Source organism: Legionella maceachernii, from assembly GCF_900167045.1.
In the GTDB taxonomy this organism is placed as follows: domain Bacteria; phylum Pseudomonadota; class Gammaproteobacteria; order Legionellales; family Legionellaceae; genus Tatlockia; species Tatlockia maceachernii.
On the sequence record NZ_FUXJ01000022.1, the window covers coordinates 1 to 14,194 of the forward strand.

Below are 14,194 nucleotides of genomic sequence, written 5' to 3' on the forward strand. Positions count from 1 at the left end.
TATAAGCGCCCACAAGTCATTCGTGTTTTGCAGCTCGCTTTGCTTGATGAATACATTGAGCAGCGGGAACAAGAGGAGGAATACCTAAGTCAGTTTAGGCTGTTTGGCTGCCTTATCCTAGTCTTAGGCTGTATTTCCTTATTTGGGATTATCTTAGGGCTTGGCTACAGTAAGACGACTAAACTAGAAAAGGCCCGTGAATTTCGTGAGATGCTCCTGAACAATGAAGTCGATGAAGCGTCTTTTAAGAGAATTCACCAGGACGCACTTGCAGAGGGTCGATTAGGCGAAATAGTGAAGCTATCTACGCATTACCTCAAGGATAATGCCCCAACATCACAGCCTCATTTTTCACCTACGACATTTTAATTGTTTTAATCCGGTTTGTTAGATTACAAGGGGTTAGAAAAATGTTTGAAAAACTTCCCACTGATTTACAACATTTACTGAAAAAATCTGAGGGTAAAGCAGAAGTTGATTTATCCAATTATAACTTCAAGTGGTTATCGAATGATGAATTTCAAATACTTCGTGAAGGGTTACATCAAAACAAGGGATTAAGAAAACTCATTTTAAGAAATTGTGATTTATCTTTCTGTTTTAACCATAAAAGCGAACAATTTAAAAATTTATTGAGAGGATTAAATAATTTAGAAACGATTGATTTAAGTAATAGCCAATTATGCCTTGATGACATAAGCAGTTCGGTATTAACAGAACTTGCCCATTTGCCGAGATTAAATAAACTGATCCTTCTAGATGAGCATCATTCCGCTTGGGTACCGGAGCTTTTTGAGGGCTTAAGAAATTTACCGATATTTCGAGTATATGAACAAGAAGGTGGTCTTTGCTTTTTAAATTACCACGAGGCCAATGCCCTCATGGAAGCGCTAAGAACAGAGGAGAAAACGGCTCAATATTTTCTCGGTGAGCCTAAACAAGTTGAATCTAAAAAAAATGAACCAGGCGACTCCCAGGATTTGCTTAAATCTTTACAAGCCGCACTAGAAGCTCATTCTAACATTAAAACCTGGTTCACTTATTACAAAGCAATGAGTTTTTCTCCACCGAAACACTCCTGGCTCTTTCCTCCAGAAAGGGTTTCTTTCACCCAGCAAATGGTCGCTGCTCTCCGTTTTATTGACCGATTACGGGTTCCTGGCCTTTCATTGCGCTACTTCTCTGCAATAAAAATTTTTATGCTCGACATTGACCAAGGGTATGCCGCCTCATTTGAACAGTTAATGGTAGCCTTATTAGACGCTTATCCTTTCTTCCAAAAGATTGACGAGGCCTATTTTTCAAGTTTAACAACAAAGAAGAAACCTGCTGTTGCAACTTGGCAAATCATGTTCCCTACGTTTGCGATTAGTCAGGTAGGGTGGGATTTACTGCAAGATGTGCGGGCTAAATACGGCAATCGTCTCACTTTCATGATGCGAGAACCAAAACCCTCAAAAAATCTCGAAGAAGAAAAAAACAAGTATACTACTCGACCAACAATTGACCTTAGAATAACGAAAGCGCTTACCTTGCGTTTTGCTCAAGAGAACTTATTCCATCAATTGACCCAGAATAGGCTGAAAGCAACCCTGAACGAGTGGCTTTCTGGCTTAAACCAACTCTTCAATGATCCGACTACAAAACCGCTTGTGTATGAATTTTTTATTGTCCATCACCTTTGCACAATAGCAGAGATTAGGAATTTGGAGGAATTACACGCTGTTTTGGCGCAATTAAAAGACCGAGATAAATCAGCAGAAGCGAAAACAAAGCTTGCTCCTCTCGACCAAGAAATCCTAGGGCTGTTAAAGCCTGATAGCACAACATTGGGTAAATGGTTAGCGGTAACCCTGCCGACAGAAAACACATTAAAACGAGCCTCAGAACAAAGCACTCTCCCCACTTTACCGCAAACATCAAGCTGGGCCTCTCAAAGAACCTCCGAGCCCGAAATAAAAGAAAAAACCCGCAGTGCATTTGCTGAAGAGCAAATTCTCTTACAAGCACGCGCATGGTTAGGGGCTATCGCTTTTCATCACCTAACAGGTAATACGGCTGCCGCGGGCATGTATTGGTATGGCCGCTACTTAGAAACATTATCCCTTACCGAGAAAGAGCCCCCTCTTGAGGCATCCCAAATCTCTGTCCTTGAACAAGCGAGAAAAAGTGGCTTGTATTGGCTTCGTTTAGCCGCATTGCGCTATGGCCATAACGCTTCAAGTCATTATTTACAGGAACGCGCTAACTGTTTAAAAAAAAGAGCTGAAGAGCAAAAAACAACAATACAAGCTCTTCTCCCTCCTGCCGATTGTTATCAACTGATGCTCACCTGCGAAGCCTTAGCTCCAATCCTGCAAAATCGACAATTAGCCCCGCCTAACCATTTACTCTCGCTTTTCGCAGAGGTGAGCAATTTCAGAGATATGGCTTTGGAGTTGGATATTCTCTATGCAAATCGCTACAGCGATAATATGTTCACTTTTTTGCTCGTTATTGCTTCTGTTAGCAAAGACTTAATAACTTGGTTCATGCAAGCGGGGATGAGTAGGGAATTTTTTAAAAATAGAACCTATAAGGACAATTACTTAAGAACGATGCAATTTTATTTAATTTCGCTCGTTGCGGATAATCTCATTAGCGAATCGGTGAAAAGCTATTATCTGCAAGAATTAGCAACCTATCACCCTAAAAGCGTTTTGGCGGCACAATTAATTTCACCGCCCCTTAAAGAAGAGGGCAAAGCGGTGGTTCGTTATCATGCTGTTCCTCTTGCAAGAGTAATTACAGATAAGCTCCTTCCCCTTTTTCAAATGCACAGCAACCTTAAAGTAAAAAAGAACTTAGATGAGGAAGAAGCTAAACTTAAAGATTTTTGTGAATTTTTTGATAAACACATACCCCAATACTTGGCACATGGACGTCTATTTAATGTTCTCATCAATGAGCGTGAGGATCCTTATTTTATCGCCGCTATGTTACATACTATACTCAATGAAGCGCTGGTTTATTTTGGTCTAGACAACAGTTCCTTTGCCGAAAAAATACACGAGACGATGCAAGACATTAAATCCACTTTAGACTATCTCGGTGGAAAGCATCAAACCGCACTTCAACCGACTTCAATGGGTTTTACAGCGACCTTATCACAACAGCTAGAGAGTTATGCCGCCACTGCTAACGTTGCCAATGTGGTCAAGTTAAAACTATTGCCTAAATTTGCCGCCACACCCTCTGAATACCATCTTCCACACCAGAAAGAAACAAGTTTAGCTACAAAAGCCCTATATGGAGGTGCTGCTTTAGTCGAGGTGGCCCACTTTAGTCTGCCTCTTATCGTTCTAGCAACGGGAGTTGGACTCCCAGCACTTTTAGGGGGCGGGGCTTTGGTTCAAGGAGTGCGTATGGCATTAGAAAATACTCATCCTTATGCGGAGGCAGCTGAGCATCTCTTTGAGCAAAATATGGTCATTAATATGATCCCACAATTAGCCCATATCCATCATTCCGTTCATGAAGCCGGCATATTCTCTCACGAGCATCAGGAAGAACGTCATCAATTAATTGAGGCAAGCGTGCTTTCTGAACTTAATCATCTAGTTAGCAACGCCTCACCTATTCATCGAGACGCGTTCTCAATGCTGGTTCGCCATTGGGATATGGTTTACCAACCTATTACCAAAGAACTAGATGAGGTAAGTAATACTCTCTTAGCAACGCTACTGGTGGAGCTTTTTTTACGCGGACTTAGTGTGCGCTCTTCAGTCGAAAAACTAAGTCATTCTCCCAAAAGAAAGCTCCCTCAAACCATTGATGAGTTCATTGAGTTTGTGGAAGAAACTATTTGGTGCTATAGCTGTCCTATGTTCACTGATGACACACTATTAGTCACTAAAAATTTGGAAAAATCTTTCTCAGCCCTTAGTGTGATTTTTCCTAGTCACCTCTATGCGATGTATAATGGGCAAATGCTTTCTATCGCTATTTCAACTCACGCACGCCCTGCCAAAACCTTGTATCAGCCCTGCAAGGTTGCTCGAAATGCATCCGTTTATGAAATAAAAATTTTAAACAGGCAATTATCAGGAGAGACTCAGAGAAATGAGCTTGCGTTGCAGTACGCCTTGGAAGAAGAACGCCTAAGTATCCGAGAATCCTCCGACCTGTTGACCATTACCTACGCCAAAATAAACTCGCTCGATGAAAAGATTTCTGTATTAATAAGCAAAGACAGCTTGCAAGGACTCATAAATAAAGTAAATTGCTGTAAAGATCATTATTATTTACTGCTCTCAAACTTAGAGCGATTCACAAAAGTCGCAGGCGAGAAGGTTCAGCAATTTCAACGGCAACTCATTACTCTAAATACTATCCTCAGTCTTGCCATAGACCAATTTGACGATAAGGAATTGACCCATCTTACCTTTTTAAAAGGTAGATTACTGACACTTGATTTTCTAGACCACCACCATTCAAACGAGCAAGCAATTCAACTTTTTATTGAAAAAGCAAACGCTTTATTAATACTGCTTAATACCGAATACGAGTTACACCTTCCCTTTGTTGATTATCTCCCTCTCGCTCAAAAGAGTAAGGAAGAGTTACTACGTTTAGTGGAAGAAAGCGACAATCATTTTAGATTGGAGAAGAAAGCAGAGGTGCAGACGACTCAAACTCAACCATCCATTTCTTTATCGGCTGCCGCTTTACCCACAAACGGCATATTTTCACAGAATACCTCAACTAATTCGACACCTGCACAAGGGGTCAATACTAAGGAAACAATTGATCGCCAGCAGATGAATGTTTGAAAGCAAAATAATTTCAATGGCTTATCCCATTTATAACAACAATCGCTGCGTCACTGAGGATTTTATCCGGATTTTATCCACAGTGACGCAGCTTACAAGCTGCAAATTTTTTACATAAATTCAATACATTAATCTTTTTTGTACAATGGCGTGCAACGCCATTGTACAAAATAACTCGCAAAAACAACTTGCCTGGGATAAATCACTTTGCTAGGATTTTATTAACACAATTGATGAACCAGTGAAACTCTGGCGAAACCGGAAACGGTCTTGTGAATAGCCATCCTCGTTCCCAAATCGTGTGGCAGAACGCTTAGTCGGGAATCCCATAATTGACCTATCTTTATCAGGTTTCGTTTGTAACAAATCGCATGAAAATTTGCGATTTGACCATCACAATACTCGTTTTGTATTGCCCTTAAGCGACAAGGAAATGCTTTCATTTCATTGTCGATCTATTCTTTCATGCAAAGGAGGTAGACCGCCACAGAAAAAATGCTGTAAACAGGTTTTCAAATCATTTTCTTAATCACTGATTTGCCCCTGAACTGAGCCCAGAGGTGTAAACCTAGTACTACCTTGTGTAGAACTGCTCTACCAACACTAAACATTTTCCAGGGCAAATACCATTTCCAAGAGAAACTTCTTATGCGAAAAAGTCAGCTTAGACGAAAAGTCGATAGCTATCTACGTCTAGACCACTGTGGTTCTCCACGAGCAAGAAAACATCGCCATTTCGTGCTCTATCGAGTCATTTATGATTTATTTAAAATCGATTTTGTGCCGGCCAAATGGCACGGACTCACACGCCATCATATTCTAAAGCTAATTCAACATTGGCAAAAACAAAAACTGAAACCAGCTACCATCAGAAAATACATGCATACTCTTCGCAATTTTTTACTAAGCATTGAGCATTCAATTGATGAAATTGACAATAAAAATTTAGGGATTAATCATCAAGAATGCTCTAAAAAAATCAATATCTATTCATCAGAAATAACACAAAAATTCTCTAACTCGATAGCTAAGCTTTTATTTGAATTGCAATTAGAGTTTGGCGTGACTTTAAGTGAATCGATGCGATTAGTGCCTGACATTCATATCAAAGAAAATCACCTCTGGATTACGCGAAATATTGCGACAAATAGCAGAGACAGAATTATCCCCATAAGAAACACTAAACAAACAAAAATCCTTACTAATTTATTAGCGCTATGTAATAATAACCAGGACTTAATTGGAACTTATAATTATCATTTTGTTCGCTGTGCCTATCATTTACAGCTTAAGTCATTAAATCTCTCACCTGGAAAAACTTATCGTAACCACTATGCAAAAACGATGTATTCCGAATTAAGAAAAACACAGTCTAATTATCTGGTTTGCCAAACCATCATGGGAGAAATGGGTATTACTTCGAGAATGACTCTATGGCGATACCTTTATGAGTAACACCAGATTAAGAAGCGCAAAATACTCCATCAACGAGTTAGTCAAAAAAAGCAAGATTCACTCCTATGCCAGCAAAGCCGACACACGCCATATGCTATTTCGCTGTATTAAAGACTTACACCAGCTAGGCTATATACTAAGCCATGTTAAAGGACTTAAGCCTAAACATATTTATGCCTTAGTCGAACATTGGCAATCGCAAGGCAAAAATCCAGCAACAATCAAAAATTATATGGCTAAACTGCGCAATCTAGCTTCCATACTGGATAATCCCAAATTGGTTAAACCTGATAACGCAGCCTATGGTATCGAGAATAGAACTTACATACCCACAACAAATAAAGCAATTCACCAAATTGATCTATCCAAATGCACTGATCCTTATATTCAATTATCCCTTGAGGGTCAATTGTTATTGGGCTTACGCCGTGAAGAATCGATGAAATTCGTTGTCAGTGAAGCAATTCACGGAGATACAATAACCATTAAACCCAACTGGACTAAAGGAGGAATTGGTCGAAGTTTTAAATTAACTAATGACAAACAATGGCAATGGGTGAACAAAGTACACAATCTAGTGCAACCAGGAGAATCATTAATTCCACAAAATAGAACCTACAAACAGCACCTAAGTCATTACCAAGCTCAAGCAAAAATTATGGGTGTTAGCAAACTACATGGGCTTCGTCACGCTTATGCTCAACAGCGTTATCGAGAATTGACCAAGTTATTTGATCCAAGAAAGCAAGGATTTATGTGTCCATTTGAAGGCGGAAAAAAATATCATGAAATGGATCCCATTGAAAAAAACATTGATCGCAGGGCACGACAAATTATTAGTTTTCAATTGGGTCATTCGCGTTTGGGAATTGTGAAAATTTACATTGGCTAAATGAAATGAATTTAAAAATATCAGGCGAGCAGATGCTTTTAAAATTTTTACATAGAAAATCTTTTGCTCAAACCATAGTTAACACAAATTCCATCCTTTATGCACAAGTTATTGTCAATAAGTTAGTATTTTTTTATTTCAGTTGTAATCTTTAGCAGTAGTTAAAATATCCAATCATTGTCGATGGTAAAAAATAAAGATAGAATTGAGGCGAGGTAGAAAATAATTGATGAAAATTTAATCAAATAAACCCATTTTTATTTTCCTTATCACTTTTTCAGAGTGACTCATGAAATTAGGAGGTCCGAACAATGAAAATTAGAAGACTTTTAATGTGTTTTCTTATAGCTTTACTGACTTGCACTGCAATGCAAGTTCACTGCATACTGTGATTGAACTTAGGTCCACTCAGCAAAACACTAGAGACGCAAAAACAGAATTCTTTATAGTAAATAATACCGCTGAGTCTATCTGGATCTTAGCAAATGGAGATAAGAGTTTGATCATAACTGGCATGACTCTCCGTTTATATAGCAATGAGGTAGAGGTTCCCGAATTGCGTATCAAAATGTCAAGAGACCTTTCTTTCTCTGAACCTTTCTTCGACCAATTAGTTCCTAATCACACAAAACTCTGGGTAGGTGACTATCTCCCTAAAAAATCCTAGCCCCTTAAAAAGAGGAAATGATGTCAGGCAAGTAATTTCATTGTTTTAAGAGATTTGCAAGATTAAACCTGATAACTCATATGAATTCTTTGTAAGCGGTTAGCCAACCACCTCCTTTTTCATTTAAATGTCTAATGGAATACTGCTGCAGAGTGAGAAACGGGAGTATTCAATGGTATCGACGGTTAAAAAGAAGCATTCGTTTTGGAATGACCACATACAAAGATGGGAAGAAAGTGGGTTAAGCCAGCCTGCGTATTGTGAAACCCATGGAATAAAGTTATCGACTTTTTCGTACTACCGGTATATTTATTTAAAATCACAGCAGCGCTCATCACCGGTTGGTTTTGTCTCGATTAAGCCGAAGGTAGAGAATGCTCCACTGTCAGTTAATTCACTTCAACTCCTATTACCGAATGGCATTCGTGTAATGGTAGCTCCAGAAGTACCTGAGCACCTGTTAAAGATGGTTTTAACTATAGCGGGACAAACACCATGTTAAGGTTGTCTGAGTCGACAAAAATATACGTTGCCGACAAGCCTGTGGACATGCGTAAGGCGATTAACAGTTTAGCAGCATTGGTTTGCGATTTTTTTAAAACGCCAGTAAATGACGGCTCGGTTTATGTCTTCTATAATCGTGATTTCGACCGAGTAAAATGTCTCTTTTGGGATAAGAATGGTTTTGTTCTTTATCATAAACGATTAGAGCGAGGTCGGTTTAAGTTTGGGAAGAATATAGCTGTTTCTTATTCAATTACCCAACATCAGCTGGATTGGTTACTGGCGGGTCTTGATTTTAGGTTAATGTCAGAGTTTCCTAGGTTAGATTTCACTCATTATTTTTGAAGCAAATTGCTTGGTTTTATTAAAAATTGTTATGGTTTTTGATATAATTTACGCATATAAAACAATAAGTTATTAAGAAAATCCCAGAAATTTCCGACTTATCTATCAATCAATTACAAGAAGAAAACGCACGGCTTTTGGCATTAATTAGTCAACAAGAAAATACAATTGTGCAACAGAAACTCTCAATTGAGAATCTTCAGCATCAACTTCATTTATTTCGTGCTGCTCGCTATGGTCGCAAAAGTGAGAAAGGCGTGGTGAATGAACAACTTGTCCTGCAATTTGATGAAGCGGCAGCGGTTTTAGAAATAGAAGAAACCAAAACTAAGCCTCAAACGGAAACAATTATTTATACTCGGAATAAAAAAGGTACCGGACGTAAAGCATTACCAAAGTCACTTCCCTACATGGAAAACGTTTATGATTTAACCGACGAAGAAAAACAATGTGCTTGTGGCTGCCAGCTAACCCACATCTCTGATGAAATCACAGAGCAATTAGACGTGGTTCCGCAAATGACCTTTCGTGTTGTTCACATTCGTAAAAAATATGCCTGCAAAGCCTGTGAAGAAACCATTCGTTTGGCTAAATTCCCCAAACAACCTATTGATAAAGCCATCGCCTCAGCAGGTCTTTTAGCCGCAGTTATTGATAGTAAATTTAATCGTCATATGCCACTTTATCGTCAAGAGGCAATGTTTCATGAAGCAGGGCTTTCGGTTACCCGAGGCACTCTTAGTAACTGGCTGATTCATTCGGCCAAATTACTAACTCCGCTGGTCAAATTGCTGGAAGCGACTATTCAAGATTATGACGTGGCTTATGTGGATGAACTCTGTAGGGGACAAAAAATCACGTTACCCCCTTTGACATCGAATTAAAATCTAGAAAACCAGCCACTGTTTGTAAGCCTGTAGAACAAGATTGTCGTGCATTGAGTGCGACATCCCGAATTAAATCCAGGCCATACCGGAAAAAGCTGATGGCTTTTCTACCGTGTTTCATAATTTTTATGGGCTTCTGCTTATGTAACCACTGCCCAGCTTTGTAAGCCCAACAAAAGCCAATGGCAAGCAGAGCGATAAGCTTTGCAATACGCTCAGGCTTTGTAACATGGGTATCCTCAAAATTAAACCCACGTGATTTGAGGCAAGAGAATAGTGTTTGTCGGGTAAAGAACTGGCGCGGTATCTCTTTCGGACCCGTTTCCAGTGCCTCCCCTTGAGAACTGCTCGTGATGTTTTCCATCAAGCAGCTCACCCAGTAGTTTTCTTCAAAAGGGTTATGTGTCCTGTTGAGTTGGCAGCCACTTTCATGCTCCTTTACCTAGCCCGGGTAGTGGGTGGATTTTCCAGTCCCAATATAACCCAAGAACATCGTATAGGTATTCACTACTCCATCTCCGCCACCCAACACTCGTCTTTCTTCTGCGTTTACGTCGTGTGAGCATCGTGCGTATCTTCATTTCTAGATATTCTCGCACCTCGCTAAATGCACGGCTAGAGTTGCCCACTCGAAAATAAGTGACCCATCCACCGACTATGGCATTGAGTTCCTCGATAATGACCTTGGCTGGAGCGGCTCCTCCGGCTTTGATTGTATCGCGTATCTTTGCTTTTACGGCTTTACGAGCTTTCTTCTTTGGAGTTATTAACACTAACGGCCCATTGTTATTGCGCTTTTGCACACGACGCAAGTCGAATCCCAAGAACCCGAATGCCTCACCCTTCAGCAGATTGACCACCTTAGTTTTCTCCGTGTTCAATTCAACACCCAGAGGTGCAATTTGTTCTTGGAGTCGCTGCAGTGCTCGCTTTTCCCATCCTTGTTTGCTGTGGTGCCCACTTACCGTTATCACAATATCATCGGCAAAACGGTGGTAATTTATTGAGTCATAGGAGCCACTCGCTGTTTTCTTTCTTATTGCGTCAAAAGCCCAGTCCAGAGTGTTCAGGTAGATGTTGCCTGCCAGCGGACTGAATGGTCCGCCTTGTTGAACACCGACTTTCCCGTTTGTTTTGAGGATCTGCTTTATCAGTCTCATTACATCCGGATCGTCTACTCTTTTAGCAATTTTATCCAACAATACTGAGTGCCGTATCGTGTCAAAGTACCGTGATAAATCGACATCGATTACAGTTGTCATACGCCTTAATATACTTCGTCTTACTTCAGCTAATGCTCTGTGTTGTGAGCGCTTGGGTCGAAATCCATAGGAGTTTTGGCAAAAATCCGCTTCAAATATGGCCTCAAGTAGCAGTTTTAATGCGCCTTGGACCACGCGATCACGAATGCAAGGGATCTGTAAAATCCTTGTTTTACCATTATCTTTAGGGATCTCCACCCGCCGGTTCTGCATGGGTTTGTACTTACCACTTGTTAGCTCTTCCTGTAACTCCCTTAGGAATTTCACCCTTCCATAGGTTTCGATATCTTCGAACTTCTGATTATCGATACCGGGAGCACCTCCATTTTGCTTTGCTATGCGGTAAGCCTCGCTGAGGGTTTCTATCTTTGTCATGTGCACAAAGATACCCCAGAAACGATGGTGTTTATCAGACTTCGCCTTTTGATATATTCGTCGCCGCAGATCCTGCAGACTAACTGGCACTTTTATCATGATACCACTGCCTCACTTTAACTAACGAATTATCTACCGGTCTGGGACCTTCCCTCCGAATGCGTTTTGCTGCACATTCATCATCAGTACTACGACCCAATCCGCCACCCTCGCGCCTACCGCTACATTTCCCATTCAAGGTTATAATACCGACCTCCTCGGCGGATTTCTCCACCGGGCACGTAGGGCTTCTCCAGTATCCCACCACATCTTTTGCACCATGCAATCGCTGATACCCCGCCGGTGAGAACTGACTGTGTCGGACTCGTTTCAGCCAGTTCTTGATGCTTTCGCACGTTATAGACCGTCTCAGCCACCGGATTTCGTGTAACGAGGCTACATCTACGTTCACATTACATTACAGCCTGGTGCATTGCGCATATTCCTTTCTGAATATGTTGTCGGAGGGCTCCATCGTCTTGCTCTCGCTCCACGATGCCTCCCTAGCTACGAGGCTTGAGCCTTTTACCTCGGTCGGACTTTCACCGACTAGATGCAGTGTCCTTAACCTGGACACGCCTATCTCCCATCGTTTGCCATATAAGGTGACAGGCAAGTCGTGAGCTGAATCAGTGGCTAGAATGAGTAGTTCACCATTGTGCAAACGCAGTGCGCTCAAATGTATTTTTTGATCCCAGAGTTTGCGAGCACCCTGTAAAACCCTTTGTTCACCTGGTTTCAATCCATAAAAAAGAGCATCCACATTTACAGGCAGTCCAAGGCTGTTTGTGGCCTGCGTATTGCTTTTGATGCGGATGCAAAACGCGATTTTTTCTTTTCGTAACCAGGAAAACCATTCTTTCCCCACAAATTCCCGATCAGCTAGTAGGCAGGCTATACGTTCCTTGCCAAATTGTTTTATAAACCGGTTCATCAAATCCATACGTTCTGTGGTGTTGCTGTTGCCACGTTTGGGTAACAATTCCCACCGCAGCGGAAGAGCTATTCCAAGGTAGACAACAGAAAGCATCAAAATATTGATATCCTGTTTTCCCCATCGCCAGTTGGTCCTGTCTATCGCAAGAAACAAAGGTGTCTGGCCCAAGTCAAAAAAAGTGATCACCCATCCTGCAAGCATCGCAAACGATATCGTGAATTCCCGAAAAAATCGCCTAATCCGCTTGTGGCGTGAAGCAAGGCTGGCATCGCTTTCAAAACCACACGCCAGCTCTTTCAAATTGACTGTCCTGACTTTAAACAACGACACCAGCATGCACGTAAAACAAACCATCCGTGCCTTGTTCCAGCCAAAATATCCGTTTAACATAACACTCAGCTCATTGATATCCATAGCTCTCCGCCTCTTCCTTGTCGGGAAAAATGCGGGAATTGTCTATCAATCAATGAGCTACTTCAAATTTTTGTCCCCTACAGAGGTGGATGAAACACCCCTGCAGGTGTTAAAAGAAAAAGGACGATTACCTACGCAACAATCGTATATGTGGCTATTCATTGGCGGCCCTCCCGAAAAACGTGCCTTTGTTTATCGGTACCATCAAAGCCGTGCGCATCAAATTCCTTTGGATTTCTTTGGCGATTTTAAAGGGTATGTTCATGCTGACTGTTATAAGGCTTACATCACTTTAGGGGAGCTCCCCTTCATTCAACATGTTGCTTGTCTTGCTCATGCCAGAAGATATTTTGTTGACGTGGTTAAAACCACTAAAAAAGAAGGACTCGCCCATCAAGTCGTTAAACTGATTGCTAAACTTTACCAACTTGAGAAAAAACTAAAAGATGAAAATGCTGCTTTCGATTCTATTTTTAAACAACGAAACGAATTAGCAAAGCCTATCCTTGCCGAATTAAAAGCATTATTAGATGAATCTCAATTAAAAATCTTACCCAAAAGCCCATTGGGCAAAGCCGTATTTTATACATTAACTCATTGGAATTCCCTTTGTCGCTATCTTGAAGATGGGCGACTTGAAATCGACAATAACCGAACTGAGCGATCGATCAAACCCTTTGTTATTGGCCGCAAAAACTGGCTCTTCCATGGTAATGACATTGGGGCTAACGCAGGCAGCATCCTCTTTTCTCTTATCGAAACTTGTAAGCAACATCAGGTTGACCCTTTCGCTTGGCTTAAATATGCCCTTAATAATATTCATAATGCCCATACCATAGAGCAGCTCGAGTTGCTTCTTCCATTTAATGTTAGCCCAGACCAATTAGAGAGTATGCGAAATATACCTAAGCTCTTTTTTCCCAACAAGGAGGCAGTTAATTAACCGCATACAATTCTTTCCTTTGCGAAAGGATTATCAAAAGGAAACAAAAGCGCAAATTTGAAAACTGGCAAGCTTAATATCGATTTCGCGTAAAATGATTGGAGTAACTCACAATGGAAATTATCAGAGTCAACTTCGAAGGAACTCTAAGGCTGGAAAAAATGGGAAGTGTGTTAAGCTAATCCCTTCCAAACCATTGAACATCGATTAATCAAATTCGGGATTAAAGCTGCTCATGAATAAGACATGAATAAGAGTTGACCGCGAAGAAATTCACCAGGAACGTAAAATAAAGTAGCAATAGCTCACTCAAAAATAAAGTTGGGGAGCAACTTACACATGAGTTAATAAAATAACTCAAAGTCAAGACTACTTTTTTCTTTTTTATTTGATAAGATACTGTTCCAATTTCTATTTCCTCCACTTTTTCTTGCCTGTGGATATTTTTCTTTTATTGCTGTTGGTTAATTCTATTAGTAAAGCTCTTTTTGGTTAAAAATGCAGCAATAACAAAGCATTAAAACTATGTGTTAATAATCAGCAAAGAAATAAATTATCCACAACTTTTGTGAATAACCTTGTTAATAGCTTATCTAATTCCTTGTTCTACCAAGATTTAAAAGATTGCTTATTAATTTAGCAAGATTAATTTACTTTATTAAA

The 14,194-nt window shown here is 40.4% G+C and carries 9 protein-coding genes and 2 pseudogenes; 8 read left to right on the forward strand and 3 right to left on the reverse strand.

Annotation, left to right across the window (positions count from 1 at the left end; all coding sequences use genetic code 11):
- From B5D33_RS16690 to B5D33_RS14555, 7 genes are all read left to right on the forward strand, one after another.
- On the forward strand, window positions 1–369 hold a 369-nt coding region (locus B5D33_RS16690), incomplete at its 5' end, for a hypothetical protein (RefSeq protein WP_176119747.1).
- 41 nt (window positions 370–410) lie between these two features.
- Entirely contained in the window at window positions 411–4,811 is a 4,401-nt protein-coding gene (locus tag B5D33_RS14525; RefSeq protein WP_078767487.1) for a hypothetical protein, read from the forward strand.
- Between the two features lie 648 nt (window positions 4,812–5,459).
- Window positions 5,460–6,266 carry a hypothetical protein gene (locus B5D33_RS14530; protein WP_058451990.1) on the forward strand — a complete coding sequence of 269 codons (807 nt, stop codon included), beginning with the start codon at window positions 5,460–5,462 and terminating at the stop codon, window positions 6,264–6,266.
- The gene (locus tag B5D33_RS14535; RefSeq protein ID WP_058451989.1) at window positions 6,259–7,158 is read left to right on the forward strand and encodes a phage integrase N-terminal domain-containing protein; all 900 of its coding nucleotides are present in this window, start codon (window positions 6,259–6,261) and stop codon (window positions 7,156–7,158) included. The genes B5D33_RS14530 and B5D33_RS14535 overlap by 8 nt, the downstream gene beginning before the upstream one ends.
- Window positions 7,159–7,997: 839 nt before the next feature.
- Window positions 7,998–8,327: an IS66 family insertion sequence element accessory protein TnpA gene (gene tnpA / locus B5D33_RS14545; RefSeq protein ID WP_058451987.1), complete on the forward strand. Its 330-nt coding sequence runs from the start codon at window positions 7,998–8,000 to the stop codon at window positions 8,325–8,327.
- A complete protein-coding gene (tnpB, locus tag B5D33_RS14550; RefSeq protein ID WP_058451986.1) occupies window positions 8,321–8,674 on the forward strand; it encodes an IS66 family insertion sequence element accessory protein TnpB in 354 nt (117 codons plus the stop codon). Before tnpA ends, tnpB begins: the two co-directional genes overlap by 7 nt.
- Before the next feature lie 170 nt (window positions 8,675–8,844).
- Window positions 8,845–9,558: an IS66 family transposase gene (locus B5D33_RS14555; RefSeq protein WP_133140982.1), complete on the forward strand. Its 714-nt coding sequence runs from the start codon at window positions 8,845–8,847 to the stop codon at window positions 9,556–9,558.
- On the opposite strand, the pseudogene B5D33_RS16440 reads toward B5D33_RS14555, so the two are convergent.
- From B5D33_RS16440 to B5D33_RS14575, 3 genes and pseudogenes are all read right to left on the reverse strand, one after another.
- Window positions 9,530–9,844, reverse strand: a pseudogene (locus B5D33_RS16440) (IS4 family transposase); the annotation flags it as partial. The gene B5D33_RS14555 and the pseudogene B5D33_RS16440 overlap by 29 nt on opposite strands.
- 145 nt (window positions 9,845–9,989) lie before the next feature.
- Window positions 9,990–11,297: a group II intron reverse transcriptase/maturase gene (ltrA, locus tag B5D33_RS14565; protein WP_058451984.1), complete on the reverse strand. Its 1,308-nt coding sequence runs from the start codon at window positions 11,295–11,297 to the stop codon at window positions 9,990–9,992.
- Window positions 11,298–11,817: 520 nt separating this feature from the next.
- A pseudogene (locus B5D33_RS14575) lies at window positions 11,818–12,588 on the reverse strand (IS4 family transposase); the annotation flags it as partial.
- 52 nt (window positions 12,589–12,640) lie between these two features.
- Here B5D33_RS14575 and tnpC point away from each other — a divergent pair.
- Window positions 12,641–13,531: an IS66 family transposase gene (gene tnpC / locus B5D33_RS14580; RefSeq protein WP_058452888.1), complete on the forward strand. Its 891-nt coding sequence runs from the start codon at window positions 12,641–12,643 to the stop codon at window positions 13,529–13,531.
- Window positions 13,532–14,194 lie beyond the last annotated feature (663 nt).

Bases quoted from the DNA above. Each gene is read 5' to 3' on its own strand.
- B5D33_RS14530 (WP_058451990.1), top strand. From the start codon at position 5,460: ATGCGAAAAAGTCAGCTTAGACGAAAAGTCGATAGCTATCTACGTCTA.
- tnpA (WP_058451987.1), top strand. From the start codon at position 7,998: ATGGTATCGACGGTTAAAAAGAAGCATTCGTTTTGGAATGACCACATA.
- tnpC (WP_058452888.1), top strand. From the start codon at position 12,641: ATGAGCTACTTCAAATTTTTGTCCCCTACAGAGGTGGATGAAACACCC.
- B5D33_RS14525 (WP_078767487.1), top strand. From the start codon at position 411: ATGTTTGAAAAACTTCCCACTGATTTACAACATTTACTGAAAAAATCT.
- tnpB (WP_058451986.1), top strand. From the start codon at position 8,321: ATGTTAAGGTTGTCTGAGTCGACAAAAATATACGTTGCCGACAAGCCT.
- B5D33_RS14535 (WP_058451989.1), top strand. From the start codon at position 6,259: ATGAGTAACACCAGATTAAGAAGCGCAAAATACTCCATCAACGAGTTA.
- ltrA (WP_058451984.1), bottom strand. From the start codon at position 11,297: ATGATAAAAGTGCCAGTTAGTCTGCAGGATCTGCGGCGACGAATATAT.